This is a genomic window from Rhodococcus sp. 05-2255-3B1 (genome assembly GCF_002258545.1).
Taxonomy (GTDB): Bacteria; Actinomycetota; Actinomycetes; order Mycobacteriales; family Mycobacteriaceae; genus Rhodococcoides.
The window spans coordinates 39,750-65,983 of record NZ_NOZC01000001.1 but is presented as its reverse complement, the minus strand read 5'-3'; the positions used below and the strand labels follow the sequence as shown (position 1 = coordinate 65,983).

Genomic DNA, 26,234 nt, shown 5'->3' with positions numbered 1-26,234 from the left:
CGGCTACTGGAAAGCCGTCATGCTCCCCGGCGGAGCGATCCTGTGGACATCGACATCGAAGACCACCCGAATCACCCTGCCCGCCAACGGCACCGCCGTCCCGATCCTCGGAAACGACCTCAGACCACACATCCCCACCCAACCGAGAAACTCCGGCATCATCGCCTACCCCGACCCGCCAGACAACCAACGGCCCGAGACAGACGACACGGCAGCACCGCCGTTCTAGGCGATGCTGCCGTGGATACCAGTACCCGTTGGGTCAGATCAGGTGCTGAATGTGGTCGCGGGTGAATTCGATGCGCTCGTCTACGCGGCCGTCTCCGACCTTGTTCACCCACTCGGGGTCGGACAGCAGCGCACGTCCGACGGCCACCAGATCGAATTCGTTGTCCTGGAACTGACCGACCAGCGCGTCGAGTCCGGTGACACCGGATGCGGCGTCCTCCGACCATGCCGAGGTGAACACCGAGTCGAGGCCGACCGAACCGACAGTGATCGTCGGAACGCCGGTGAGCTTGCGGGTCCACCCGGCCAAGCCCAGCTTTCCGTCGTTGCCGTCCAGCTCCGGGAATGCCGGATCCCAGTGGCGACGGGTCGAGGCGTGCAGGATGTCCACTCCGGCGTCGACCAGGGGAGTCAGGACTCGTCCGAGTTCCTCGGGGTTCTGCGCGATCCTGGCGTCGAAGTGATTGCTCTTCCACTGCGAGAATCGGTACACGATGGCGAAGTCCTCGCCCACCGCGGCGCGGATCGCGGCGACGACCTGCGCCGGGAAGCGCGTCCGAGCTTCGAGGGAACCGCCGAACTCGTCGTCGCGTACGTTGGTTGTGGCCCAAAGGAATTCGTCGAGCAGATACCCGTGCGCGCCGTGCAGCTCCAGGCCGTCGAAACCGGTGTTCTTCGCGTTGACCGCGGCCTGTACCCACTGCGAGGTGAGTTCGTCGAGGTCGGTGTCGGTGAATGCTCGACCCACCGAAGAACCGTCGAGTGCAATCCCCGACGGGCTGACGGTAGTGACGTCCGGGAACAGGCGGGGTTCGGTGCCGCGCTCGACGCCGAGGTGCCACAGCTGCGGGATGATGGCGCTGCCCTCGGCGTGCACGGCGTCGACGACGCCCTTCCAGCCCTCGAGGCTGGCGTCACCGTAGATCCGCGGGACGCGGGTGTGAGGGCCGGCTGCGGGATCGGGAATGTAGGTGCCCTCGGTGATGATGAGGCTCGTGCCACCGGCAGCGCGTTTGCGGTAGTACTCGGCCACATCGGGACCGGGGACGCCGTCTGGGGAAAAAGCGCGCGTCATCGGGGCCATGGCGAAGCGGTTGCGCAGCTTCAGCGATTTGACCTCGAACGGCTCGAAAAGCCCGGCGGTGGACAGATGCTGTGTTGTGGATGCAGTTTCGGTCACGCCTGCGGGCAACCTGCATCGACACCGAGCTATTCCCGACGCGAGGCTGTTAGCGTCGAAGCCTTATGAGCCCTTCGCCGCTGATCTCTGCCGCCGAACTGCACGACCTCTTCGAGATGGGGCGCGGCCCGGTCCTACTCGACGTCCGATTCACGCTCCTCACCGGCAGCGACCGAGCCGGATACGAAGCCGGCCACATCCCGAACGCGCAATTCGTGGACCTCGACGCGGAGCTGGCGGCTCCGCCGGACAGTCGCGGACGCCACCCGTTGCCCGACGCCGAGACGTTCGTCGCAGCGATGCGCGGCGCCGGGGTCGACGACGACTCCTCCGTGGTGGTCTACGACGCAGGCCCAGCAACCGCCGCGGCGCGCGCGTGGTGGCTGCTGCGCTACTTCGGGCACCGCGACGTTCGGGTCCTCGACGGTGGCCTCGCCCAGTGGGTCGCAGCCGGATTTCCGATCGGGACCGAGCCGTCGATAGTGGCGGCCGGATCGTTCACCGCCCGACCATCGCTCGCACGCGTCCTCGATGTCGACGATGTGCTCGACTTCGCGCAGAACAACATCCTGCTCGACGCCCGCGCACCCGAACGGTTTCGTGGAGAAGTGGAGCCGGTGGATCCCGTCGCCGGTCACATCCCCGGTGCGGTCAATCGTCCGACGACCGAGAACGTCGATGCGGACGGGCGTTTCCTGCCTCCCGAGGTACTCGATGGCACATTCGGTGGACTCGTACCCGAGGGGAAGGACGTCGCCGTCTACTGCGGATCGGGGGTGACTGCGGCACATCAAATTCTCGCGCTCGAGTTGGCGGGCATAGATGCGGCGTTGTACCCGGGGTCGTGGTCGGGATGGATCACCGATCCGGCGCGCCCACGGGCGTAGGACACGTCCCCTGACCAGCGCGTTCATGCAACCAGGGTTGAACTTGAAACTGACTTCAACTATACCTGGGGCATGAAGGTTGAAGGCAGAGTTGCGATCGTCACCGGGGGTGGTGGCGGAATCGGCGGTGCCATCGCTGCCCGGCTCACCGAACACGGGGCACGCGTCGTCGTCTCCGACCTCGACGAATCCACGGCCCGGTCCGTGGTCGACGCCATCGAACGCGATCGGCCGGGAACGGCCGTCGCCGCTGCGGCGGACGCGTCGAACACCGAGGACATTCGACGGCTGATCGCGGTGGCCGAGGATTCGTTCGGACCCGTCGATCTCTACTTCGCCAACGCAGGCATCAGCGGCGCACCCGGACTCGACGCCGCCGAGCAGGACTGGGACCTCTCGTTCGACGTCAACGTGCGCGCGCACATTCGCGCCGCGCAGTTGCTGGTGCCGGGTTGGCTCGAACGCGGTGAGGGGTACTTCGTCAGCACCGCGTCCGCGGCCGGTCTGCTCACCCAGATCGGCTCGGCGACCTATGCAACGACCAAGCACGCGGCGGTCGGATTCGCCGAATGGATGAACGTCACCTACGGCAACCGTGGCATCCGCGTCAGCTGCCTGTGCCCGATGGGTGTCAACACCAAACTGCTCTACGAGGGACGTGAATCCGGAGATGCATTGGGAGCGGCGGCAACTGCCGCGGTTCTCAGTGCCGGTGCCGTGCTCGAACCGCTCGACGTCGCCGATGTGGTGCTCGACGCAATGGACCGCGAGCAGTTCCTGATCCTGCCGCACGAGAACGTACTGGACATGTACCGCAACAAGGGTGCCGATTACGACCGGTGGTTGCGCGGCATGCGTCGCTACCAGGACAGCTTGCTCGACAACAACCGATAGGGGCCCACCGTGGCATTTTTCGAGACCTCCGACCGCGCGAAGAAGTACGAGTCGGATCTGTTGGAGTTCATGGACTCTCACATCTATCCGGCCGAGGCAGTGTACGAGCAGCAGATGCTCGAGTCGGGTGACCCACACTTTCAGCCGCCGATCATCGAGGACCTGAAGAAGGAAGCGCGCTCGCGTGGACTGTGGAATCTGTTCCACCCGCATCCCGAGTGGGGCCCGGGCCTGACCAACCTCGAATACGCACCGCTGGCCGAGATCATGGGCCGCAGCCTGCTCGCTCCCGAGGCATGCAACTGCAACGCTCCGGACACCGGCAACATGGAGGTGTTCACGCTCTTCGGCACCGACGAGCACAAAGAGAAGTACTTGAAGCCGTTGCTGGACGGCACCATTCGTTCTGCCTTCGCGATGACCGAGCCCGACGTGGCCAGCTCCGATGCCACCAACATCGCGATGAAGATGGAGCGCGACGGTGACGATTTCATTCTCAACGGGCGCAAGTGGTGGACGTCCAATGCGATGCACAAGAACTGCAAGGTGCTCATCGTGATGGGCAAGACCGATCCCGAGGCGGCTACGCACCGCCAGCAGTCGATGCTGGTGGTACCCATCGACGCACCCGGTGTCACGGTGCTGCGCAACCTGCCGGTGTTCGGGTACATCGACCGCGAAGGCCACGCCGAGGTGCTCTTCGAGGACGTGCGGGTGCCGGCGAAGGATGTGCTGAAGGGGCCGGGTGAGGGCTTCGCCATCAGCCAAGCCCGCTTGGGGCCGGGCCGGATCCACCACGCCATGCGCACGATCGGCGTGGCCGAGCGTGCACTCGAATTGCTCTGTCGCCGTGCGGTATCGCGAGTGACGTTCGGCAAGCCGGTGGCGATGCGCTCGAACATTCAGGACTGGATCGCCGAGGCGCGCATCGAGATCGAGAAGACTCGACTGCTCACGTTCAAAGCCGCGTACCTGATGGACACCGTCGGGAACAAGGAAGCGCGTACTGAGATCGCCGCCATCAAGGTTGCGGCACCGGAGATGGCGCTGAAGATCATCGATCGTGCCATCCAGGTTCACGGCGGAGGCGGAGTGTCCAACGACTTCCCGCTCGCGATGATGTACGCGCACATCCGCACGCTGCGGCTCGCCGACGGTCCGGACGAGGTGCACAAGATGTCTATCGCGAAGATGGAGCTGAAGAAGTACCTGTGAAGGTAGCCCACCGTAGCAAGGTGAGCCTGTGCTAACTTCTGCGGATGAAACGGACATTCCTCGGGTGTGTGCTCGTTCTGACAACCGCGTCGGCGCTGGTCGCGTGCAGTAGCGGGGCAGCCGACGACGCCGGAACCGATGCCCGCACCGTCACGATCGACACACTTGGCGGGCCGACACAGATCAGGGGAACGCCGGAGCGCATAGTCGCCTTCGGGCAGCAGTGGGTCGACGCGCTGCTGGAATTCGATGTGCAACCCGTCGGGTACGTCTCTGCCGGATCGAACGGCGACGAACGGGGGCTCTACCCCTGGCAGTCGGCAGTGAGTTCCGATGCCGAGATGCTCGACTCGGCTGCGGTCGGCCAGATGGACGGTGCGGTGCCGACCGAGCAGATCGCGGCGCTGCAGCCGGATCTGATCTTGGTGTCGGGGATCGCGTCGATCGAACCGTATGCAGGTCTGGCGGATTTCGCACCGACAATCTTGCCCAAGTCGGACAGGGTCGAGACCTGGGAATCGCAGATCGAGACCCTTGGCCTTGTGCTCGATCGGGAAGACGACGCTCGGCGAATCATCGACGAGGGCCACGCCGTCACCGACGACATCAAGAAGGACTATCCGGGACTCGACGGAAAGACAGCGGTGCTCTCTCAGTTCGTCTTCGACTCCCAGCAGCTTGCTGTCGTCGCCGACCCCGAAGACGGCGCTGCCCAAGTGTTCGGCAGCATCGGGCTCAGTGTGCCGCAGAGTCTGGTCGATTCACCCGACATCTCGCACGGACGCATCGTGCTCAGCCCCGAGCGTCTCGACGTGTTGACGGCCGATCTGGTCGTGATGCTTCCCAATGGGGGAACGCGGGAAGACCTGGAGAAGCTTCCGGGATTCTCAACTCTGCCTGCGGCGGCGGGTGGTGGAGTAGCCGTGGTGGACTACGCTACGGTCGTCGGTTTCAATACACCGTCGAAGGCGTCGGTCGAGCACTCGCTGAACAAGATTCGGCCACAACTCGAGGCGGTGGCGACTTAGCTCCGGGGTGACCAAGCCGGGTCCCGTCCGATGAAGGCCATCAGCTTGTCCTGTGGGGATGCGTCGTCGGCGACGGGGACGGCGGGGCCGTACTGCCCACTGTCCCGCAACATCTGCTCCATCGGTCGCATGGCCTCCAAGGCTGCAGCGCAGCGCTCCTGACCCAGATCAGGCTCTCGGCCAAGGGCTTTCGCCAGGTCCCAGGAGTGCATCCAGACGTCGGCGGTATAGAACATCTCGATCGCCTTGTCCACCGGCATGTCTCCGGTGTGCGGGTTGCTCAGAATCCGGCCGGCGGGGTCGTCGAGAATTGCTTGGATGTCGGCGACGTGCTGGGTCCAGGCCGCGGCCGGGTCGGCTTCGACGTCCAGGGTCTGCAGTTCGACACCGGCCCCGCCGGCGAGAAAACCGCGAGACCACTCGATCAGGTGCTTCACGACATCGATTGCCGCCCAGCTTGATACCGGACTCGGGCGTGACCAGTCCTCGGGCGACGCGAACAGGACGAGTGCGGTGAAGGCTGCCGCGTCCTGCAGGTGCTGCCCAGCCGGCCCCGTTCGTTGCGCGAGCAGTTCGTCGAGCTTGTCGTAGCCCTCCTTCATGCCTACGTCCATTCCACTGGAGAGCATGCCGTCGCGAGAGGCGAAGTCCGACATCACACTGAGCACTCTGAGCAGCGTGCCCCCGCCTTCGCGGTTCTCGAACGTGAGCGTCTCGAGCGCGACCGAATCTGGCTGGCCCTCGTAGGTGAAGGTCCACACGATTCGTTCGTTCGGGCGCACCTCGTGGAAGCTGCCGAAGAAGGAGGCAATTTCCTCACCGTCACGGTCGTTGGCGAACGCCCACGCGCCTCCGGTGTGGCCCTGCCACTTCAGGATTCGGGTCGTCAACGATCGCGGACCAACCCACTGGCGATACAGCTCGGGGTCGATGTGAGCGCGAAACACCCGCTCCGGTGCCGCATCGAACTCTCGAATGATCTCGATCGTGGGGACTTTCTCGTCCGCAACGATCTCGGTTTCGTGCGCGGTCATGACACTTCCTTCGTCTCGGTGGTCTTGTCGTCTGCGATGGTTTCCAGCAGGGCATCGAGGCGTCGATACCGTTGCTCTGCTTCCTGGCGATAACGCTCGATCCATTTCGTCATCAGGCCGAACACCTCGGCGTCGAGATGCACCGGACGACGCTGGGCATCCTTGCTGCGGGTGACCAATCCGGCCGCTTCGAGCACCTTCACGTGCTTCGACACCGCTTGCAGGCTGATGTCGTACGACTCGGCCAGCTCGCTGACGTTCGCATCCGCCCCGGCGAGTCGAGCGACGATGTCGCGTCGCGTCGGGTCGGCCAAGGCAGCGAACGTCCTGTTGAGCTGCTCAGTTCGATCGTCCATGGTGTCCTCACTGTGTGGTGCCGCCGAGAATAGGCCGCCCGCCGAACGTAGTCAACCAATTGGTTGATAAAGGGATCGCCTACCCTGGCCCCATGAGCGTCGGTGATGACATGGTGCGAGACGTGCTCTCCCATGCTCCGGGCCATCCGCTACGGGTGGCCATCGACGGAGTGACGGCTTCCGGTAAGTCCACGTGCGCACGATGGCTTGTGGATGCTGTTGCAGCACATGGTCGTCCGTCCATGCATGTGACGATGGACGGTTTTCATCACCGGCGCGCCCACCGTTACCGACAGGGTCGGGCGTCGGCCCTCGGCTACTACCGGGATGCCTACGACTTCGACGCGCTCCGAACACACGTGCTGATTCCGTTGGGGCCGAACGGAAGCAATTCCATTCGGCGGCGGATCATCGATCTGGCGTCCGACGAGCCGGTCGACGATTCGCTGGAATCGGTGCCTGCCGATGCGATCGTGGTCGTGGACGGAACATTTCTCCATCGGCCGCCGCTGCCCGACTATTGGGACTACACCGTCTTCGTCGACACCCCCATCGAACTCGCGCGAGCCCGAGGTGTCGCCAGGGATGCGGATGCGCTCGGCGGCACGGAAGCGGCAGGTAGAGCCTTCGATCAGCGCTATCACGTGGCGTGCCGGATCTATCTCGACGAGGTGGGTCCACGCGAGCGAGCTACTCGGGTGCTTCCGGATATTGACAGTCTGCTGTCAATCGCGTGATGATTGACAGCATCCTGTCAATCGATGCGAGGACGTTCCGATGACCACCATTGCGCTCTATGCCACCGACACCATGGCCGACTGGGAGTACGGATACCTCATCGCCGGACTTGCCATGGCCCGTGAACAAGACCCGGACGCTAACCGGCTGATCATTGCCTCCGAGACCGGGGAGGCTGTCACAACGATGGGAGGTGTCCGCATCGTTCCCGACGTCTCGGTCGCCGATCTTCCGACCCTCGATGCCCTGATTCTGCCCGGTGCGGACACTTGGGACTCCGGGCACGACACGGTTCTGACGCTGGCCGCCGAACTGGTTGCGGCGGGGAAACCGATCGCGGCGATTTGCGGTGCCACCTACGGGCTGGCTCGGACCGGGCTGCTCAATGACCGGCCACATACGTCCAATGCTGCCGAATTCCTAACTGCTGCAGAGCAATACAGCGGAGACGAGCACTACCGAGAAGAAAAGACAGTGTCCGACGGCACAGTGATCACCGCGGGAGGCGTGAACCCGCTCGAGTTCGCGAAGCTGGTATTCGAGCGGTTGAACGTGTTTCCGCAGCCCGTCGTCGATGCCTGGTACGGCCTCTACAAGACGGGGGATCGCAAGTACTACGACCAGCTCGTGAACGCATGAAGCATCGCACACCCGAGGGCGATGCGCTGACAGAGTTGGTGTTGCCCGTCTTCGAGCTCAACGGCGAATTCCTCGCTGCCGCACACGACATCACCGAGCCGACGGGTCTGACGCCGGCGTGGTGGCAGGTTCTCGGTGCCACCCTGGACGAGCCGTTATCGGTCGCCGACATCGCGCGACGCGTCGGGCTCGGGTTGGCGCGGCAGAGTGTGCAGCGGACGGCAAACCTGTTGGTGGACAAAGGTTGGGCCGTCTACGTCGACAACCCGAACCACAAGCGCGCAAAGCTGTTGGAACCCACCCCCAAGGGGCGGGACACCGTTGCACAGCTGCGGGATGCGCAACATGCATGGTCCGATGCCGTGGGAGCCGCTGTGGGAGAGAGCGAACTGCGTGCCTTCTCCGCCACCCTCGGCAAGATCCTGGCGGCATCCCGGGACTATCGCAGCGGCAGTGCATAATTCGGGTATGAATGCGCTCGGGGTACTGCTGACCGGATTGCTGGCAGGATTGTCGATGCAGCCGGACGGGATCGATATCCTCGGCGACACCGGCTTCGGCGGGGTGCTGTTCTTCAGTGGCGGCGGAGGAGTCGCGGTGGCAGTGATTCTGGCGTCGGGTCTGGCGATGTTCGTTCGTCGGCGCACTATTCTGGCCGGTCTGTCCATCGCCGCTGCTGTCGCCATCGGTGGCTCGGTGCTGCTGCTCTCGTCCGACTTCGTCGAGGTGGTGGCAGGCGGAGTTCTGTTGGGATGCAGCGCAGTACATGCCAATCGCGAACGAGTTCGTCAGGCGCTGCTGGCCGCGTCGTTCGTTCTCGGACTGCTCAGCACAGGCGCGATCGAAGCGTTGCAGTACTCAGGCATTCCACGGCGTTACGCCGACTACCTCGCCGAATCCGAGCTGGGTACACCGGTGGTCGTGCCGGTGCTCTGCGTGCTCGTGGGGTTGGCAGCGGCGTGGGCGGCTCGCCTCGAAAGCCAGGCCCACAGCCCGGCCACCGATCGTGGTGTTCGCACGGGCTCGGCGATACTGCTGGTGGCGATCGGTGGGCTACTGCTCGATATGTTGTTCGGGCACAGCGCGTTCCATGGTGAGTACGGGTTCAGCGGCCGATGGTATTTCGGCCTCTTCGTCGTACCCGTGTTGTTCGGGGCGGCCGGCTTGCTGCCGGGTCGCGGTGGCGTGACGGTTCTCGCCGGAACGGCCGTGTCGCTCGCCTCGACCACCACGTCGGGTGTGGGTATCGAAGTGTCGGACGGAGTCTGGACACTCGGAATCGTGGCCGTCATCGCACTGTCGGTTGCGGCCGGCGCTGCACTCGGATTGCGTTGGGGGCGTCCGATGGTCGGTGTCGCAGTGCTGGCGGTGGTCTGCTCGACGGCACTGTTCGCACAGCCGCCGCTGGACAACGTTCACTATGTGGCGTCTCTGATCGTGTTTCCGGCCGCTACGGCCTACCTCTACGTGGCGTGCACACCCGCCGACCCTGCACCGGCGACCCTCGGCCTCGCGGTGCCGGTCGCGATCACCGTGCCGATGGTGGTCACCTACGGCTGGACGGCGTACACGCCATTGACCACCATCGACACCGGTACCTTCTCGCCCACTGCCGACTTGTGGCTCTCGACCGGTGCGGCCGTCGTGACGGTCGTCCTCTGCGGCGTCGGGATGTGGGCTCTCGGTCGTCGGCCACTATCGAACTGACCACCGGAGTACCGTTTTCTGTATGGCTTACAGATACCTCGGAAACAGTGGACTGAAGATTTCGGAGATCACCTACGGCAACTGGTTGACGCACGGATCGCAGGTGGAGAACGACATCGCAACCCAGTGCGTGCGCGCGGCGCTCGATGCGGGCATCACCACCTTCGATACCGCCGACGTGTACGCCAACGGAGCGGCAGAGACCGTCCTCGGTGACGCGCTGAAGGGCGAGCGTCGGGAATCGCTGGAGATTTTCACCAAGGTCTACTTCCCAGTCGGGCCCAAGGGTCCCAACGACACCGGACTCTCGCGCAAGCACATCCTCGAAGGCATCGACGCCTCGCTGCGTCGGCTCGGCACCGACTACGTCGACCTCTACCAAGCGCATCGCTACGACGTCGAGACCCCGCTCGAAGAGACCATCGCCGCCTTCGGTGACGTCGTCCGCCAGGGAAAGGCGCTCTACATCGGCGTCTCCGAATGGACCGCCGACCAGCTCCGGGCCGGTCAGGAACTCGCCCGCCAGAACGGCTTCTCGATCATCTCGAATCAGCCGCAGTACTCCGCGCTGTGGCGTGTCATCGAGGATCAGGTGATTCCGACGTCGAAGGAACTGGGCATCTCGCAGATCGTCTGGTCGCCCATCGCCCAGGGCGTGCTCACCGGCAAGTACCTCCCCGGCCAACCCCTGCCCGACGGTTCGCGCGCCAAGGACGACAAGGGCGGCGACAAGATGATCGCGCGCTACCTCGACGATCAGACGCTCACCCGGGTGCAGCAGCTGAAGCCGATCGCCGACGATCTTGGAATCACCATGGCGCAGTTGGCTGTTGCGTGGGTACTGGCCAACGACAACATCGCCGCCGCACTCGTCGGGGCCTCCCGCCCCGAGCAGATCGCCGAGAACATCAAGGCCTCCGAGGTCACCCTCGACGCCGATGTGCTCGCCAAGATCGACGACGCCCTCGGCGATTCCGTCGAGCGAGACCCGGGCAAGACGGGTTCACCCGAGGCACGTCTGGTCTGACCGCCTGAGGGCGTCGGTCCGATCCGAACAGGGTAGTAATGAGGTATGGACACGATCACCGTCGATACACCTCAGGGCCAGGTTCGCGGTCGGACCGACGCAGGCATCATCTCGTTCCTCGGAGTTCCGTACGCCGAGGCCCCGTTCGGGCCCCGCCGATTCCAGGCACCCTCGCCGCCGCCGACCTGGAACGGTGTGCGCGACGCCCTAGAACTCGGGGCCACCGTCCCCAAGGTGGGCTACCGGCCGCCGACCAGCGAGATCCTCAGCGAGCCGGTGGTACCCGGCGAAGAGTGCCTCAACGTCAACGTCTTCACCCCCGACGTCGCGGGATCGGCACCGGTCTTCGTCTGGATCCACGGCGGCGCATTCGTCAACGGCAGCAACGCCATTCCCACGTACGACGGTTCCGCCTTCGCCCGGGACGGTGTCGTCGCCGTGGTGATCAACTACCGCCTCGGAGTCGACGGTTTCGCACTGATCGACGGTGCCCCGGCCAATCGCGGAATGCTCGATCAGGTCGCAGCCCTCGAATGGGTACGTGACCACATCGCCTCCTACGGCGGCGACCCCGCGCAGGTGACCATCGCGGGGGAGTCGGCCGGTGCGATGAGCGTCGGCACCCTGATGTCGATGCCCCGTGCCGAGGGACTCTTCCACCGGGCGATTCTGCAGAGCGGAGCCGGGCACCACGTCATCACCGCCGAGACAGCCGCAAAGGTCTCCGCGGCGTTGGCGGCCTCGCTCGGCGTCGAGGCCACGGTCGACGGCCTGGGTTCGGTACCGGTGGACGCGTTGGTCGATGCTCAACGCGAACTGTCGGATCGGATCACTGCCGAGGCCCCGACCGGAGCGTGGGGTGAGCTGGCCCTGAACGTGATGGCCTTCGAGCCGTACGTCGACGGCGATATCGTTCCAGCACTGCCCTTTTCGCGTATCGGCGACGGCGCGAGCGCGCAGGTGGATGTGTTGATCGGGACCACCAGCGAAGAGCACGCCTTCTTCATCGTCCCGGCCGGGCTGGTCCCGCACCTCACCGAGGACTACGTGAAGATGGTCCTCGCCGGGTACCGAGCCGATGCGTCGGCGCTGGAGAAGTACCGCGAACAGCTGCCCGACGCCTCTGCCGGCGAGCTGATGATCGCCGTCATGACCGACTGGTTCTTCCGTATCCCGGCGACGCGTCTGGTCGAAGCCCGCTCCGGCAACGCCTTCGTCTACGAATTCACCTGGCGCTCATCGCTGTTCGACGGTGCCCTCGGTGCCTGCCACGCACTCGAGATCCCGTTCGTGTTCGACATGTTGCACAAGCCCGAGACCTCGCGCATCACGGGACCGAACCCGCCTCAGCAGGTGGCCGACCTGATGCACCGCGCCTGGGTCGACTTCGTGCGCGACGGCACTCCCGGCTGGGACTCGTACGGCACCGACCGCGCCGTGATGATGTTCGGCAACGAGCCCGGCGTCGCCCTCGACCCGAGGCCGGCGACACGCGCGGTGTGGGACGGGGTGCGCTGACCTCCGCTCCACAACCTCCGAACGTCGTCTGCGAGGCCTCCCGCCGTCGGGTTAATCTCGGGTATGCGCAGATTCCTTCCCGGTTTCGGTTCGAGTTCTCCGGCCCCCGCGCGGCCTGCTCGCGTCGTGGTGGTCGGAGGCGGCTTCGGCGGATTCAACGCTCTTCAGCGGCTGTCGAAGCTGCTGGGGCCCGACCGCGCCGTGCTGACGTTGGTGGCTCCCACCGACTACCTGCTCTACAGTCCGCTGCTGCCCGAGGTTGCCACCGGTGTGCTCGATCCGCGGGACATCGCCGTCTCCACTCGTCAGGCACTGCCGGGCGTCAAGTTGGTGCTCGGTCACGTCACCACCGTCGATTTCGAGGCGCGTGAGCTGACGGTGACCGGCCCCGACGGTGAGTCGACGCTCGAGTGGGACAAGCTGATACTCGCGCCCGGTTCGGTGACCAAGCAGTTCGACATCCCCGGCGTCGACGAGCACGCGTACGGGCTCAAGACGTTGAGCGAGGCCGTCTACATCCGCAACCATGTGCTCGCGCAACTCGACGCGGCCGATGCCCTGCCCGACACCCCTGAAGGCCGGAGCGAACGCGCCGAGCGGTTGACCGTGGTGGCCGTGGGCGCGGGCTACACCGGCACCGAATTCGTTGCCCAGATGCAGAATTGGGTTCGCGGTATCGCATCCCGATGGGCGACCGTCGACCCCGACGAGGTGCGCTGGGTGCTCGTCGACGTGGCCGATGCGGTACTTCCCGAGCTCGGTGAGCGACTCGGTCGAGAAGCGCTCGCCGTGCTCGCCGAAAGGGGTGTGGACGTGCGGCTCGGTGTGTCGGTGGCCTCGGCCACCGCAACGTCGGTGACGCTCACCGACGACGAGGTCATCCCGTCCCGAACTCTCGTCTGGGGAGCAGGCGTCGCACCGAGCCCTCTCATCGCGCAGCTGGGTCTACCGACAGCGGGCGGACGCCTCGTCGTGCGGGCGGACATGACCGTCCCCGACGTATCGGACGTCTGGGCGATCGGCGACGCGGCCGCAGTCCCCGACCTCGCCGCCGACCCGTCGAAGCCGACACCACCGACGGCTCAGCACGCCCAGCGGCAGGGCGTTGCCGTCGCACGCAATGTCGCGGCGTCGATGGGCGTCGGGCAGGCACGTCCGTACAAGCACAAGGATCTGGGGTTGGTCGCCGACCTCGGCGGATTCGACGGTGTCGCAAAACCACTCGGCATTCCGCTGACCGGACCGGTGGCGAAGTTCGTCGCGCGCGGATATCACCTCTACGCGTTGCCGACGGTCTCCGCCCGAGTGCGGGTGGCGACGGACTGGCTGTATTCCTCGGTGCTGCCGACACGGGTCGTCAACCTCGCGCAGGTGCGATCCGAGGATGCGCTGATCAAGAAGGCTCAGGCAATCGATCTCTACGACTAGAGCGGCTGCGCCGCACGTGAGCGGAAATTCGTAGCAGGCTACGAACTTCCGCTCACATGAGTCACCGCAGGTGATGCACTTCCTGCAACCCGTAGACCGGGGTGTCGATGCCCTCGTAGCGCGCCTTGATCTGCAGTGCCAGGTACAGCGAATAGTGCCGGGACTGATGCAGATTGCCGCCGTGGAACCAGAAGTTCTCCTGCTGCGTCGGCTTCCACATGTTGCGCTGCTCGCCCTCCCACGGACCGGGATCCTTGGTGGTGTTCGAGCCGAGTCCCCAGCACTTGCCGACCTTGTCCGCGGTCTCCTGATCGATCAGGTCGGCGACCCAGCCGTTCATCGAGCCGTAGCCGGTGGCGTAGACGATGAGATCCGCCGGAAGCTCGGTGCCGTCGTCGAGTACGACGCCCGTCTTGCTGATCCGTTCCACCTGTCCGGCAACGAGTTTGATCTTCCCGTCCGCGACCAGCTCGGATGCGCCGACGTCGATGTAGTAGCCCGAGCCGCGCCGCAGGTACTTCATGAACAGACCGGATCCGTCGTCACCGAAATCGAGTTGGAACCCGGCCTTCTCCAACCGATCGTAGAAGTCCTTGTCCTGCTCCGCGATCTGCTGATACACCGGAATCTGGAACTCGTGCATGATCCGATAGGGCAAGGAAGCGAACGTCAGATCGGCCTTGCCCGTGGTCATTCCGGACTCCACGGCCCGCTCGGAGTACAGATCTCCCAGCGCGATCTCGCACAGTGAATCGGACTTGACGATGTGCGTCGACGAGCGCTGCAGCATCGTCACGTCGACGCCCGTCTCGTACAGTGCCTTGCAGATGTCGTGCGCAGAATTGTTGGAACCGACCACCACGACGCGCTTGCCGACATACGCGTCGGGACCGGGGTGTTCGCTGGAATGATGCTGCTCGCCCTCGAACTCGTCCATGCCGGGGAAGTTCGGAACATTCTTCTTGCCGGACATTCCGGTGGCCATCACCAACTGCTTGGGCCGCAGAATCACTTCCTCACCGTCGCGATCGACGACGACCGTCCACTCCTTCGCCACCTCGTCGTAGGTCGCGGACTTTGCGGTGGTCTTGCTCCAGTACGGCACCTCCATGACCTTGGTGTACATCTCGAGCCAGTCGCCGATCTTGTCCTTCGGCGCGAACACCGGCCAGTTCGGCGGGAACGGCAGGTAGGGGAGGTGGTCGTACCAGACCGGATCGTGCAGGCACAGCGACTTGTAGCGTCCGCGCCACTGGTCGCCGGGACGGTCGGCGCGGTCGACGACGATCGCGGGCACACCGAGCTGCCGGAACCGCGCGCCCAGAGCGATGCCGCCCTGGCCTCCGCCGATCACGAGGGCGTACGGCTGCACGCTGTAGCCGAGCTCGGACTCCTCGACCTCCTTCTTCTCCGCCCAGTTCTGGGTGTCGGCATTCGAGCCGTGCACCGCACCCTTGATGCGAGTCCTGCCCTGCCGTTCCTCGTATCCCTTGAGCTCCTGCATCGTGGTCAGCAACGTCCAGGCCACGTCGTCGCCCGTGTCCGCGTCCACCGTCAGTCGCAGATGTCCTTTGCCGCGGCTCGTGGCGGTCTCGAACTCGATCCACGCCGAGACGACGCCGTCCGCCTCGTCGGGAACCTCGGTGGTGTGAAAGCCCGTGGGATCGGTGTCGTCGAGGCGCTCGGACAGCATGTCGCTGACGCCGTCACGGCCTTCGACGGTCTTGAGATTCCAGGTGAACGTCACGAGATCGCGCCAGAAGCTGCTGACGGCGAACATGCCGGCAACGCGAGGGATATTACGTGCGACCAGGGCTTCCTCGAACTTCGACAGCCAGGCGTCGACCCGTTCCTGCGGGGTGTGCGTGCGGGTGATCTCGATCGGCTCGATGGTCTGGGTCATGAAAACTCCTAGCGATTCGTGGTTCCAGCGATGTGACCCAGCACACTCCTGATGCGCGCAGGGGTCGAGAGTTGCAGTGGGTTGCAGTGCGAATCGGGTGCAGACGACCGCGCTCACCGCGGTCGTCTGCACCGGATTTTTCCGATTTGCGACAGGCGCACTGGGTTGTATTTCACGTCCCGCTGACTGGGGCGTTAGAGTCCGAGAAATTTCCGGGGGGAAACAATGATTCGTCGTATGGCTGCAGCTCTTGTTCTGGTCGCTCTGACAGGGTGTTCCTCGTCATCGCAGGACGAGCCTGCCGTCGCTTCCGGCACACGGTCTCCGTTGGTCCCGTGCATCGACTCCGTCGGCGAGAACTCGACGTTGACCGTCATGGGTGACGCGCTTCTTCACACGCCGTATCTGCGGGTGCGGGGCAAAGTGCGCACGCAATTCGAGGAAGAGTTCTACTGGCGTAACGGTCAGCTCGACGACCCTTTCGACGTGCGCCGTCTGAGCGCGTTCGTACCCGGTGGAAGCAAGACTGCCTTGCTGTACCCGAACACACCTGCTGGCGGCGATGCGCAATTCGCCGCAGCCACGTGCGGTCTCGAATTCGAGTGGAAGGCAGGCCTGTCGTCCAGCGAGTTCGAGTCGGTGGTCTCGACCCCGGGGTTCTTGCGCAGTCTGGGCCGTCGACTCTGCACCGACATCGAGATGTCGGGCGATACTGTCGATTACCTGGCCAGGGCCGATGAGGAGCTGGCCGAATCCGAGGACAACGCTGCCGGTGCCGTCGACTTCATAGGAGCGATGCACCGGAACTCGCTGCAGGACCGCCTCGACTACCTTGCCTCTCCCGTGGAGCCGGGTGAGCTTCCGGAGAATCGGCGCAGTGCCCGACATGATGTGATCGAGTTGCAGGACATCCTCGGGCGACTGGAGAAGGAAACCGATGAACATCTTCTGCAGATCGAACGGGATCGGGTCGAGTTCATCAGGGCCGCACTGACATTTCAGTGTCCAGCGCTCGACGACTGATCGGGTCTTCGGTGGTGGAGTACCCCGATCGAACTCAGCCGGCCGACAGCTTTTTCAACCCCAACGACTGGAATCCGACGACGTAGATCAACGTCCACAGCACCAGCCAGTCGACGAACCCCAGCGCGTTCCCGGAGATACCGGCGGCAACCGCGGGCTCGTGCAGGATGTGCTCGGCAAGGACGAAGTAGTAGGCCAGGAACGTGCCGATGGCCAGGGCGAATGTCAGCATCGCGCGCCCCGCCGGGGGAAAGCGGTTACCGAAGCCGTTGGCCCAGAAAATCATCCAGAACGCCCAGCACACGCCGATCTGCGCAGGGAACTGGTTGATCACGGAGCCGAGTTCGGCCGTGGCATCGGACCCGACGAGCAGCTTCGCCAGTGGAACCATCAGGAAGTAGATCGCCGTACCGAGAACGGCGTTGCCGACCGTTGCCGCCAGTGCGGTACGTCCGCCGCCGCCTGCCAGTTTCCACGGCCAGTTGTCTAGGGTCTGGCCGGTGAGGATCACCGAGACGACGATCGAATAGAACCAACCCAGGGCAGTGTCGACGGACATCACAGGATCTGTGGCCGAGAGCGAGACCGAGGGCAATCCGAACACGAAGTACAACGCGAGAGTCGGGACGGCGACGAAGGCGATCTCGCACAGCCCGATCAGCGGTTGCTTCATGCGCAGTACGGTCCACGGCCAGTGCTGCCAGTTGAGGACCACCATCACCCAGGTGCCGAATCCGAAGAGTACGAACAGAGCACCAGCGAAATATCCCAGTCCGCCTGCACGAGAGCCGGCGAAATCCGGATACAGCGCACCGAGCCCGTTGCCGAGGATCCAGGTGACCGCAACGGCGAAGACGCTCGTGGAGACGAGGATGGCGAGTCCGCGCATCGGTTGCTTCAGGGAGTCGAAACCGGCGAACTCGCAATCGAATCCGATGAACACGATGAACAGAATTGCCCAGAACAGCGCCGCGTTGAACGGGAGGGGATAGAAGTTCCACGGGCTGGTGGTGGGGTCGGCCAGCAGATACCAGGTCGCCAGAGAAACGACGACTACGACGGCGAGGTTGGCGATTCCGAGCAGGAGCCAGTTGCCCTGTGGGGTATCGATTTTCGGCTTGCTCACAGGTCGATCTGCGGTTGCGGTCATGTGGTGCTCGTTTCCGTGAGGCGACAGTGTCGCCGTCACTATGAGCTCGATCACAACCGCGCGTCAGGGTTGCGGCAGGTTGCAGCTCGGCCGCGGCACTGCAACGCGCTGCAACCCTGGCGCTTGTGCTCCGGGTCACATAGACCTGTGTGCATATCCGATCCAGTCAGGAGTGAGAACCGATGCGCGCAGCTGTGTATTACGGACCCAACAAGGTGGAGATCACCGACGTTCCCGAGCCCAGTCCCGGTGAAGGCCAGGTCAAGGTCAAGGTCGGGTTCAACGGAATCTGCGGAACCGACCTGCACGAGTACTACGCGGGCCCCATCTTCATCCCCACCTCGCCGCATCCGCTGACCGGACAGGAGATGCCGCTGGTGCTGGGCCACGAGTTCTCGGGAACGGTCACCGAGCTCGGGAAGGGCGTGACCGGCATCGCGGTGGGCGACCGCGTGGCCATCGAGCCGCTGTACCGCTGCGGCCACTGTGGACCGTGCCGGGCCGGCAACTACAACATCTGCGCGCAGATCGGTTTCCACGGACTGATGTCCGACGGCGGAATGGCCGAATACACCGTGGTGCCCACCGACATGATCCACGCCTTGCCCGACAACGTCTCGCTCGAACTCGGAGCCCTCGTAGAACCGATGTCGGTCGCCTATCACGCTGCGACACTGGGAGATCCGAAGCCCGAGGACACCGCGATGGTGTTCGGAGCCGGCCCCATCGGCATCGGACTGTGGTTCGCCCTGCGCGGCAAGGGACTGGGCAACGTCTACGTCGTCGAACCGTCGCCGACGCGTCGGGCATCGATCGAAGCTCTGGGCGCGAAGACGCTCGATCCGACGGCCGTCGACGTCCCCGCGTTCATCGCCGACCTCACCGACGGCAACGGGGCCGACGCCATCTACGACGCGGCAGGCGTGCAACCTGCCGTCGAGACCGCCCTCGGGTGCATCGGTGCGCGTAAGCCGCTGGTCAGCGTCGCGATCTACGAAAAGCCTTTGACCACACCGCTGCAGAAGCTGGTGATGAACGAATCGAGAATCCAGGGCTCGCTCTGCTACACCGCCGCCGACTACGAGGCCGTCATCGACCTGATGAGCCAGGGCCACTACGACACGACGGGGTGGGTGGACAAGATCACGCTCGACGGCGTCATCGACGACGGATTCGAGGCGCTGCATGCGGGCACCAAGATGAAGGTCTTGGTGGACCCTTCCACCGGAGCATCGTCATGAGCGCGGTGTTGGTGACGGGCGCCGGGCAGGGCATCGGCCGGGCCATCGCGTTGCGGTTGGCGAACGACGGCCACGACATCGCGCTGGCCGACCTGAACGAGGACAAGATTGCAGACGTGGCCGACGAGGTGCGTCGAACAGGCTCGAAGGCAACGACATTCGTGGCCGATGTCAGCGATCGCGATCAGGTGTTCGCCGCCGTCGAACACACCAACGAGGCACTCGGCGGCTTCGACGTGATCGTCAACAACGCGGGCATCGCGCAGGTCGCCCCACTTGACGATGTGCGCCCCGAGGACGTCGCGAAGATCTGGGCCGTCAACGTCGACGGCGTGCTGTGGGGAATCCAAGCTGCCGCAGCGAAATTCAAGGTTCTCGGCCGGAAGGGCAAGATCATCAACGCGTCCTCGATCGCCGGTCACGACGGGTTCGCGATGCTCGGGGTCTACAGCGCAACGAAATTCGCGGTTCGTGCCCTGACCCAGGCGGCGGCGAAGGAGTATGCCGCCGAGGGGATCACCGTCAACGCGTACTGCCCCGGTGTGGTCGGAACCGACATGTGGGTCACCATCGACAAGCGATTCGCCGAGTTGACCGGTGCCGCCGAAGGCGAGACGTACGACAAATTCGTCGGCGGTATCGCCCTCGGTCGCGCGCAGACGCCCGAGGACGTCGCAGCGTTCGTCTCGTATCTCGCTGGGCCCGACTCGGACTACATGACGGGCCAGGCACCGTTGATCGACGGTGGTCTGGTCTATCGGTGACCCCCGTTCATTCCGATTTGTGAGCTGGAGCACAATTGGCTGTGATGACGCAGTCGACAGGCCCCGAACCTGCGCTGGCGGCCGGCGAAGACCCGCGCCGCTACGCGCAGATTCTCACGGCCGTGTACGACGCGACCATGACCGGCGGCAAGTCGCCCGCACGGCCCCGCGAGGTCATCGGGGACTCGTGGCGGCGGTTGCAGACCCTGGGTATCGATCCGGAGTTGGGTAACCCCGCCGAGACGCAGATGGACGTCTCCGACCTCGAGCTCAGCCGTCGAGAATCGGGATTGTTCGACATCCTCGACGACCTGGCGCGCGGACTGGAGTCGGTGGTGCAGGACGGCGACAACATTCTCGTGGTCGCCGATCGGCACGGCAGGGTGTTGTGGCGCAGCGGATCGACCTCGGTGCTGGACCGGGCCGACGACCTCGGCTTCGTGGAGGGCGCGAACTGGGCCGAGGATTCGGTGGGTACCAACGCCATCGGAACTGCCCTGGTCTCACGCCGCGCGGTCCAGATCTTCTCGGCCGAACATTATGTGCGCAGCCATCATTCGTGGACCTGCGCCGGCGCGCCGATCCGTGATCCGCGAACCGGTCAGGTGTTGGGCGCCATCGACGTCAGCGGGCCGGCCAAGACGGTGCACCCCACCACCATCGCGCTGGTCGACGCCGTCGCACGATTGGCCGAATCCCAACTGCGAGAACTGCATCGGAGCACACTGGATCGACTGCGGTCGGTGGCCGCACCGATGCTCGCGCGACTGCAATCCCCGGCCCTGGCCGTCGACGCGAACGGCTGGGTCGCGGCCGTCGAATCGGTAGCGCTGCGCAATCGCATCCTGCTGCCCGAGGATCTCGCGACCGGACGCTTCTGGCTGCCGACCCTGGGCGTGTGCGACTTCGAACCCCTACCCGGTGGATGGCTCGTCCGACCCACCAGCACGATGGATTCCGGCGTCGCCGACATCGGATCGACGAGAATCCGTATCGACCTGCGCAATTCGCAGAAGCCTCGCATCGAAGTGCGCAGCGAGGTGGGGGAGTGGACCCACGAACCGACACCCCGGCACGCCGAAATCATGTACCTGCTCGCCACCCATCGCCAAGGACGTACCGCCTCACAGATGGCGGCCGATCTCTTCGGCGACGACGGCCGCGCGATCACGGTGCGGGCCGAGATGTCGCGGCTGCGCAAACACCTCGCCGGCATCATCTCCACGCAGCCGTATCGGTTGGACGAATCGGCGACCGTGGAGGTGATCACGCCGTCGGAGATGAGTCGGTTGCTCCCGCATTCGTCGGCTCCTGCGATCCGGGCGGCACGGGGCTGAGCCGTAGCGCAGAATCGGGGAATGAAGCGCCTCGCCCGGATCCTCGACGCCTCGGACCCGGGGCAGGTACGGCTGCGCAGTGCGTCGGCTACGACGCTGACGGTGCTGATGGCCATGGTGACGCTGGTGCTGGCCACACGCGCCATCGGCCAACCGGTGACGGTCGCGATGCTCGGAACCGTCGTGGCGATGCAGGCGTCGGCGGCGGTGAAGGACAGAGATCAACGCAGTCGGCTGATCACCACCGCGCTGATGGCATTGCCTGCGTCGGCGGCAGTGACGTTGGCGGCGTTGCTCTCCGAACTCGGCAAGGTGGCCGACGTCGGATTCATCGCGGTCCTCTTCACGGCGGTGTGGGTGCGCAGATTCGGCCCTCGCGGTACGGCGTTGGGGATGGTGTCGTTCATTTCGTACTTCTTCGCACTGTTCCTGCGCGCGACACCGGAGCAACTGCCGATGTTGATCGCGGCCATCCTCGGCGGCTTGCTGATCGCCCTGTTCGTGCGGGCCGTCGTCTTCCCGGACCGGCCGGTCGTGGAGGTGCGCCGATTGCTGTTCGCGATGCGAGCGGTATCGGCCTCGGTGCTCGAGGCGGCCTCGGCAGGGCAGAGCCGCGACCTGAACCTGGTGCGCCGCAGACTCGACCGGCTCGGCAACACCGCACTGATGATCGACGACTGGCTCGACCGACACGATGCCGGACAGCTGCTCAGCGTCACCAGCGCCGATCTGTCGCTCCGAGTGTTCGACGCACAGATCGCGACCGAGCAACTCGTCAGCTCACTGTGGGCTCTCGATCCCACCAAGCCGTGGCCGACGGCCCTGGGGCAGGCGACCACCGCGCTCGGATCGTGTCTGCAGAACACGCCGTCCTCGGAGCAGCTGCGGGCCGCTCGACGGTTGGCGGCTGCAGCGGCCGAGCGGGCCGATCCGTCCACCCCCGCCGGAATCGCGACGGTGTCCGCGCAGCGAGCCGTCCAGGCGCACATAGCCATTCATCACATCACCACCAACGCCGTCTCGGCGTCGACGGCCCCCGATATCGGCCCGTCCGAACCCGCGGCCGAGGACACCCCGAGTGGTCTGCATCCCAGCACCAAGGCCGCCGTTCAGGTAGCCGTCGCCACGAGTGCCGCAACGGTACTGGGCGAACTCGTCTCTCCCGACCGCTGGTACTGGGCGGTGCTGACGGCCTTTCTGGTGTTCACGGGGGCGTCGACTCGGGGTGAAATCCTCACGCGGGCAGGCCAACGCGTTCTCGGAACGATTGCCGGCGTGCTCGCCGGGGTGGTGATCGCCGCGTTGGTGGGCAGCAACCAGCCCGTGCAACTGGTGCTGATCGTGGTCTGCGTCTTCTTCGCGTTCTACCTGGTGATGGTCGCGTATGCGCTGCTGTCGTTCTTCGTGACCATCCTGCTCGCGATGCTCTACGGGTTGCTGGGCACGTTCAGTATCGAGGTGCTCGAGCTTCGCATCGTCGAGACTGCTGTCGGTGGTGCCGTCGGAATGGCGTCGGCCTACTTCATCTTCTCGACCAGCACCCGAAAGACACTGGTGAGCAACGTCGACAGCTACCTCGAGCAATTGGATGCGTTGATCGAGTCCAGTGTCGAATCCGTTCTCGCGCCGGGAGGTACAACCGACCTGGTGGCGTCGACGCGCACACTCGACAACGCCCTCAAAGACGTTCTGACGTCCGGTAAGCCGCTGGTACTCGGGCCGACGACCCGAAGCAGACGCGGCGCGAAGCGACTGTTGCGGGTGCTGGCCGTCAGCGGTCGGTCAGCGCACGCACTGGCCCGGGCCGGTGTGCTGGCCTCGCGTGCCGACCCGGACACGGCACCCTCGGCAGAGACCGCCGGAGCTCTACGCGACGCCGCGGCCCTGGTACGCGAGACCGCACGCCAGGTGGAGGCAGTTGTCGCCGGGGATCACGTCGAACCGCCCGAAAAGGTCACCGAGACAACGGTATTGGATGTACTGCTCACCTCGACCAACGCGCCCGGTCCGCTGCGGGGTGCGGTGCGGGCACTGAACACGATGAACCGAACACTCGCCGATGTGTTGACTCGGGCTTGACCTTCACACCGTGACAAGGTCTTGGCTGACCGTCATGAACTCGATGAATCTCGTAGGTGGGGCACTTCAACACAGCAATCCGTCGGTTCGATTGAGGGCAGCGCTCGACCTCGGGACGGCACCGGACCCACAGTATCTAGACGCCCTGCTGCAGCGGTGCGCCGTCGAACCCGATTTTCAGGTGCGGGAGATGTTGACCTGGGCCTTGATTCGCCACCCTGCGTCGCTGACGGTTCCGCGGCTGATCGATCAGGTGCGATCCGGTGGAGCTCTGGCTCGCAGCCAGGCGCTGCACACGTTGTCCAAGATCGAGGACCCGTCGGCGTGGCCGGTGATCACCGAGGATCTGATTTCCGACCCCGACGACGAGGTGGCACGAAGCGCATGGCGAGCCGCGGTGGTCCTGGTGCCGATCGGTAGTGAAGGGCAGTTGGCCGCGATGCTGGGTACCCAACTCGGTCGAGGCGGGTACGACGTTCAGCGAAGCCTGAGCCGTGCGCTGGTTGCACTCGGATCGGTGACCGAACCGATGGTGCGCCGGGCCGCGTCGAGCACGAATGATTCGGTTCGTGCCCACGCGCTGGCCACCGAGGTGCTGCTCCGAGACCCGGATGCGGGGTTCGCGGTGTCCGAGGCCAAGCGCATCGATGCCCTTGGCGTAGACGACACGACGGGGTGAGATGGAGCAATGTTGATCGGTGAGGTGGCGCAGCGGTCGGGCGTCAGTGCGCGCATGCTCCGGCACTACGACCGGCTGGGGCTCGTGCGCCCCACCTCGCGCAGCAGCACCGGTTACCGCGAATACGCGCCGGAGGATGTTCGACGCCTGTTCCACGTCGAGTCGCTGCGTTCGCTCGGGTTGTCGCTGAGCGACGTCGGTCGCGCGCTCGACGACCCGAGTTTCGCGGCCTCCGGACTCGTCGACGAGCTCGCCGCCCGAGCCGAGGAGCGAATCGCGCGCGATACCGAGTTGCTCACGCGGTTGCGTCGAATCGGCGACGCGCGGCCGGAGGACTGGGAAGACGTACTGGGAACCGTCGCGCTGCTCGGTGACCTGCAGTCGGTCAGTGCTGGGACCCGACAGGCAGCGGCGCTGGCCTCGGTCGGCGATCGGCCCATCCCGGCGGACGCGTTGGCCGAAGCCGTGCTGCGTGAGCCTGCGCCCAACGTCGCGGGGGCACTTCGATGGGCACTCGCGCAGTCGGGCGGCGATTCTCTCGAGGTGCTCCGGCAGGGTCTCGGTTCACCGGACCCCCAGATTCGACGCCGCGCGGTGGATACCGTCGTCGAGATCGCTCACCCTGACGCCACCGACGTGCTGCGAGAGGCGCTCACTCACGACGACGAGCAGGTCCGGCGGATCGCGGCGCTGGAACTCGGTGCGCGCGGGGTGGCCGACGCGATCCCGACGCTGATCGAGATGGTCTTCGAGGGCACCAACGACGTGGACGCCGCCGATGCCCTGGGCATGCTGGGACCCGCAGACTCGATCGTGGCGGCACTGATGGACGGGCCGAGTGATGCGTCGACGCGGCTGCGAGTGACCCAGGCACTGGCGAGTATTCCGGGGAAGGCAGCCTCGCGCGCCCTGCGGGAGCTGACCCGAGACACCGACCGCTCGATCGCGCTGACGGCCGAATACGTCCTCGGCCGACGGGAATGACCCTTTGGGTACCGTCGACGGTATGAAGGCTTTCGGACTCCTCGCAGTCCTGACGATCACGTTGACGGCGTGCTCCACCGCAACCACCCCCGCCGCACCTGCCGAACCCGTTGCCGAGAACCAGGTGACCGTCGCCGATCGGATGTACTCGCCGAAGACACTGACGATCTCGGTGGGAGACACCGTCACCTGGGTGTTCGCCGACCGCGGTATGGCCCACAACGTCGTCGCCGACGACAACTCGTTTCGCAGTCAGATCATGGAAACCGGACAGTTCACGCACACCTTCGACACCGCGGGCACCTTCACGTACCACTGCACTCCGCATCCGGACATGACGGCATCCATCGTCGTCGAGCCCTGAAACTCCTAGGCTCAGGGGCATGACGGCACCGACACGAGGACGCAGCATCGTCGCACCCCTCGGCGTGGCCGCTGCCGCTGTCGGTGGGGCAGTACTGCTGCACGTCCGCGACCCCCGCACCTCGACGTACCTTCCCTGCCCGTTCCACGCTCTGACCGGACTGTGGTGCCCCGGATGCGGCGCGACCCGGGCTCTCGGTGACCTCACCCGGGGAGACATCGCCGCGGCCGCGTCGAGCAATGTCGTTGCGGTGATGTGCGTCGTCGTGGCCGTCGGACTGTGGGGCCTGTGGCTCAGGGCTCGCTGGATGCAGATACCTCTGACGTTGCCTGGCCCGAATCGTCTGGCCGCCGCTGTGATGCTCGCCCTGCTGACCGTCTTCACCGTGGTGCGCAACACCCCATGGGGCACCGCGATCGCCCCGACCTGACACGACTAGGAGTAGCTGTGCTGCTGGAAATTTTCTCGATCATCGTGCTGCTGGGCGTGCTTATCGCGCTCATCCCCACGGCCCGCCGCGTGTTCAAGAAAGGTGACGACGAATGAGCGACTCTCTGCGGGATCGCGTCCGCGCGAAACTCCTCGCACAACTCGCCGACGACGGAGGCACCGCCGCCGAACAGGCCGAGGGAGACGACCCACGGTTGAACGCCCTGCGCGACGACCTCGACGCACTCGACGCGGCACAGGACGGGGATCCGATCATCGACGACATCGCCGCACGGCACTGGGTGCCCTGACCGACCCCGCCCCGCCGCCCCGCCGCCCTTGGGGAGTCAATGTGACGTTCAGTGGCCTTTTCGACGGTCGATGTCACGTTGAGTGGACATT

26 protein-coding genes and 1 pseudogene are annotated in these 26,234 nt (G+C 65.1%); 22 read left to right on the top strand and 5 right to left on the bottom strand.

The genetic code is table 11. The features are described from left to right. Nucleotides 1-229: pseudogene (locus CH249_RS27695) on the top strand (hypothetical protein); the annotation flags it as partial. 33 nt (nucleotides 230-262) lie between these two features. Here CH249_RS27695 and CH249_RS00320 read toward each other — a convergent pair. Further along, nucleotides 263-1,408 (bottom strand): NADH:flavin oxidoreductase, encoded by a 1,146-nt coding sequence (locus tag CH249_RS00320; protein WP_032395209.1) that lies wholly within the window; start codon nucleotides 1,406-1,408, stop codon nucleotides 263-265. 65 nt (nucleotides 1,409-1,473) lie between these two features. On the opposite strand from CH249_RS00320, the gene CH249_RS00315 reads away from it, so the two are divergent. The 4 genes from CH249_RS00315 to CH249_RS00300 all read left to right on the top strand — a co-directional run bounded on the left by CH249_RS00315 (nucleotide 1,474) and on the right by CH249_RS00300 (nucleotide 5,432). Then, the gene (locus tag CH249_RS00315) at nucleotides 1,474-2,295 is read left to right on the top strand and encodes a sulfurtransferase (RefSeq protein ID WP_032395208.1); all 822 of its coding nucleotides are present in this window, start codon (nucleotides 1,474-1,476) and stop codon (nucleotides 2,293-2,295) included. Nucleotides 2,296-2,367: 72 nt separating this feature from the next. Further along, a complete protein-coding gene (locus CH249_RS00310) occupies nucleotides 2,368-3,189 on the top strand; it encodes an SDR family oxidoreductase (RefSeq protein ID WP_094646694.1) in 822 nt (273 codons plus the stop codon). Between the two features lie 69 nt (nucleotides 3,190-3,258). Next, a complete protein-coding gene (locus tag CH249_RS00305) occupies nucleotides 3,259-4,404 on the top strand; it encodes an acyl-CoA dehydrogenase family protein (protein ID WP_371828369.1) in 1,146 nt (381 codons plus the stop codon). Between the two features lie 44 nt (nucleotides 4,405-4,448). After that, nucleotides 4,449-5,432 (top strand): ABC transporter substrate-binding protein, encoded by a 984-nt coding sequence (locus tag CH249_RS00300; protein ID WP_094646696.1) that lies wholly within the window; start codon nucleotides 4,449-4,451, stop codon nucleotides 5,430-5,432. Here the strand turns inward: CH249_RS00300 and CH249_RS00295 are convergent. Further along, nucleotides 5,429-6,466: a TIGR03086 family metal-binding protein gene (locus tag CH249_RS00295; protein ID WP_094646697.1), complete on the bottom strand. Its 1,038-nt coding sequence runs from the start codon at nucleotides 6,464-6,466 to the stop codon at nucleotides 5,429-5,431. The two genes, CH249_RS00300 and CH249_RS00295, sit on opposite strands and share 4 nt — an antisense overlap. Then, the gene (locus CH249_RS00290) at nucleotides 6,463-6,822 is read right to left on the bottom strand and encodes a helix-turn-helix transcriptional regulator (RefSeq protein ID WP_032395205.1); all 360 of its coding nucleotides are present in this window, start codon (nucleotides 6,820-6,822) and stop codon (nucleotides 6,463-6,465) included. The genes CH249_RS00295 and CH249_RS00290 overlap by 4 nt, the downstream gene beginning before the upstream one ends. Before the next feature lie 92 nt (nucleotides 6,823-6,914). On the opposite strand from CH249_RS00290, the gene CH249_RS00285 reads away from it, so the two are divergent. The 7 genes from CH249_RS00285 to CH249_RS00255 all read left to right on the top strand — a co-directional run bounded on the left by CH249_RS00285 (nucleotide 6,915) and on the right by CH249_RS00255 (nucleotide 13,879). Beyond that, on the top strand, nucleotides 6,915-7,559 hold the full coding sequence (locus tag CH249_RS00285) for a hypothetical protein (RefSeq protein WP_094683076.1): 645 nt from the start codon (nucleotides 6,915-6,917) through the stop codon (nucleotides 7,557-7,559). A 40-nt stretch (nucleotides 7,560-7,599) separates the two neighbouring features. Next, nucleotides 7,600-8,199: a DJ-1/PfpI family protein gene (locus CH249_RS00280; protein ID WP_094683075.1), complete on the top strand. Its 600-nt coding sequence runs from the start codon at nucleotides 7,600-7,602 to the stop codon at nucleotides 8,197-8,199. Then, on the top strand, nucleotides 8,196-8,660 hold the full coding sequence (locus CH249_RS00275; RefSeq protein WP_094658894.1) for a MarR family winged helix-turn-helix transcriptional regulator: 465 nt from the start codon (nucleotides 8,196-8,198) through the stop codon (nucleotides 8,658-8,660). Before CH249_RS00280 ends, CH249_RS00275 begins: the two co-directional genes overlap by 4 nt. A gap of 7 nt (nucleotides 8,661-8,667) precedes the next feature. Then, nucleotides 8,668-9,906: a hypothetical protein gene (locus tag CH249_RS00270; protein WP_094683074.1), complete on the top strand. Its 1,239-nt coding sequence runs from the start codon at nucleotides 8,668-8,670 to the stop codon at nucleotides 9,904-9,906. 22 nt (nucleotides 9,907-9,928) lie between these two features. Further along, entirely contained in the window at nucleotides 9,929-10,933 is a 1,005-nt protein-coding gene (locus CH249_RS00265) for an aldo/keto reductase family protein (protein ID WP_094683073.1), read from the top strand. A 45-nt stretch (nucleotides 10,934-10,978) separates the two neighbouring features. Continuing rightward, nucleotides 10,979-12,451, top strand: a complete 1,473-nt coding sequence (locus CH249_RS00260; RefSeq protein WP_094683072.1) for a carboxylesterase/lipase family protein — start codon at nucleotides 10,979-10,981, stop codon at nucleotides 12,449-12,451. A 63-nt stretch (nucleotides 12,452-12,514) separates the two neighbouring features. Then, nucleotides 12,515-13,879 (top strand): NAD(P)/FAD-dependent oxidoreductase, encoded by a 1,365-nt coding sequence (locus tag CH249_RS00255; RefSeq protein ID WP_094683071.1) that lies wholly within the window; start codon nucleotides 12,515-12,517, stop codon nucleotides 13,877-13,879. A gap of 61 nt (nucleotides 13,880-13,940) precedes the next feature. Here the strand turns inward: CH249_RS00255 and CH249_RS00250 are convergent, their stop codons facing one another. Next, a complete protein-coding gene (locus tag CH249_RS00250) occupies nucleotides 13,941-15,782 on the bottom strand; it encodes an NAD(P)/FAD-dependent oxidoreductase (RefSeq protein ID WP_094646705.1) in 1,842 nt (613 codons plus the stop codon). Between the two features lie 237 nt (nucleotides 15,783-16,019). Here CH249_RS00250 and CH249_RS00245 point away from each other — a divergent pair, with 237 nt between their 5' ends. After that, on the top strand, nucleotides 16,020-16,805 hold the full coding sequence (locus CH249_RS00245) for a hypothetical protein (RefSeq protein WP_094646706.1): 786 nt from the start codon (nucleotides 16,020-16,022) through the stop codon (nucleotides 16,803-16,805). Nucleotides 16,806-16,839: 34 nt separating this feature from the next. Here the strand turns inward: CH249_RS00245 and CH249_RS00240 are convergent, their stop codons facing one another. After that, on the bottom strand, nucleotides 16,840-17,955 hold the full coding sequence (locus CH249_RS00240) for a hypothetical protein (RefSeq protein ID WP_094646739.1): 1,116 nt from the start codon (nucleotides 17,953-17,955) through the stop codon (nucleotides 16,840-16,842). A gap of 182 nt (nucleotides 17,956-18,137) precedes the next feature. On the opposite strand from CH249_RS00240, the gene CH249_RS00235 reads away from it, so the two are divergent. The 9 genes from CH249_RS00235 (at nucleotide 18,138) to CH249_RS00195 (ending at nucleotide 26,143) form a co-directional block, all read left to right on the top strand. Next, nucleotides 18,138-19,196 carry a 2,3-butanediol dehydrogenase gene (locus CH249_RS00235; RefSeq protein ID WP_094646707.1) on the top strand — a complete coding sequence of 353 codons (1,059 nt, stop codon included), beginning with the start codon at nucleotides 18,138-18,140 and terminating at the stop codon, nucleotides 19,194-19,196. Next, entirely contained in the window at nucleotides 19,193-19,960 is a 768-nt protein-coding gene (locus CH249_RS00230; RefSeq protein ID WP_094646708.1) for an acetoin reductase, read from the top strand. Before CH249_RS00235 ends, CH249_RS00230 begins: the two co-directional genes overlap by 4 nt. Before the next feature lie 44 nt (nucleotides 19,961-20,004). Further along, nucleotides 20,005-21,297 carry a GAF domain-containing protein gene (locus CH249_RS00225; RefSeq protein WP_032395193.1) on the top strand — a complete coding sequence of 431 codons (1,293 nt, stop codon included), beginning with the start codon at nucleotides 20,005-20,007 and terminating at the stop codon, nucleotides 21,295-21,297. A gap of 21 nt (nucleotides 21,298-21,318) precedes the next feature. Further along, nucleotides 21,319-23,376, top strand: a complete 2,058-nt coding sequence (locus CH249_RS00220; RefSeq protein WP_094683070.1) for an FUSC family protein — start codon at nucleotides 21,319-21,321, stop codon at nucleotides 23,374-23,376. A gap of 34 nt (nucleotides 23,377-23,410) precedes the next feature. Next, nucleotides 23,411-24,055 carry a HEAT repeat domain-containing protein gene (locus CH249_RS00215; RefSeq protein ID WP_094683069.1) on the top strand — a complete coding sequence of 215 codons (645 nt, stop codon included), beginning with the start codon at nucleotides 23,411-23,413 and terminating at the stop codon, nucleotides 24,053-24,055. Between the two features lie 9 nt (nucleotides 24,056-24,064). Then, complete coding sequence (locus CH249_RS00210) at nucleotides 24,065-25,039, top strand: HEAT repeat domain-containing protein (protein WP_094683068.1); 975 nt, start codon at nucleotides 24,065-24,067, stop codon at nucleotides 25,037-25,039. Between the two features lie 22 nt (nucleotides 25,040-25,061). Beyond that, nucleotides 25,062-25,403: a plastocyanin/azurin family copper-binding protein gene (locus CH249_RS00205; protein ID WP_094628628.1), complete on the top strand. Its 342-nt coding sequence runs from the start codon at nucleotides 25,062-25,064 to the stop codon at nucleotides 25,401-25,403. 19 nt (nucleotides 25,404-25,422) lie between these two features. After that, nucleotides 25,423-25,833, top strand: a complete 411-nt coding sequence (locus tag CH249_RS00200; RefSeq protein ID WP_094646713.1) for a DUF2752 domain-containing protein — start codon at nucleotides 25,423-25,425, stop codon at nucleotides 25,831-25,833. A gap of 112 nt (nucleotides 25,834-25,945) precedes the next feature. Then, complete coding sequence (locus tag CH249_RS00195; protein ID WP_094658882.1) at nucleotides 25,946-26,143, top strand: hypothetical protein; 198 nt, start codon at nucleotides 25,946-25,948, stop codon at nucleotides 26,141-26,143. The last annotated feature ends 91 nt before the right edge of the window (nucleotides 26,144-26,234 follow it).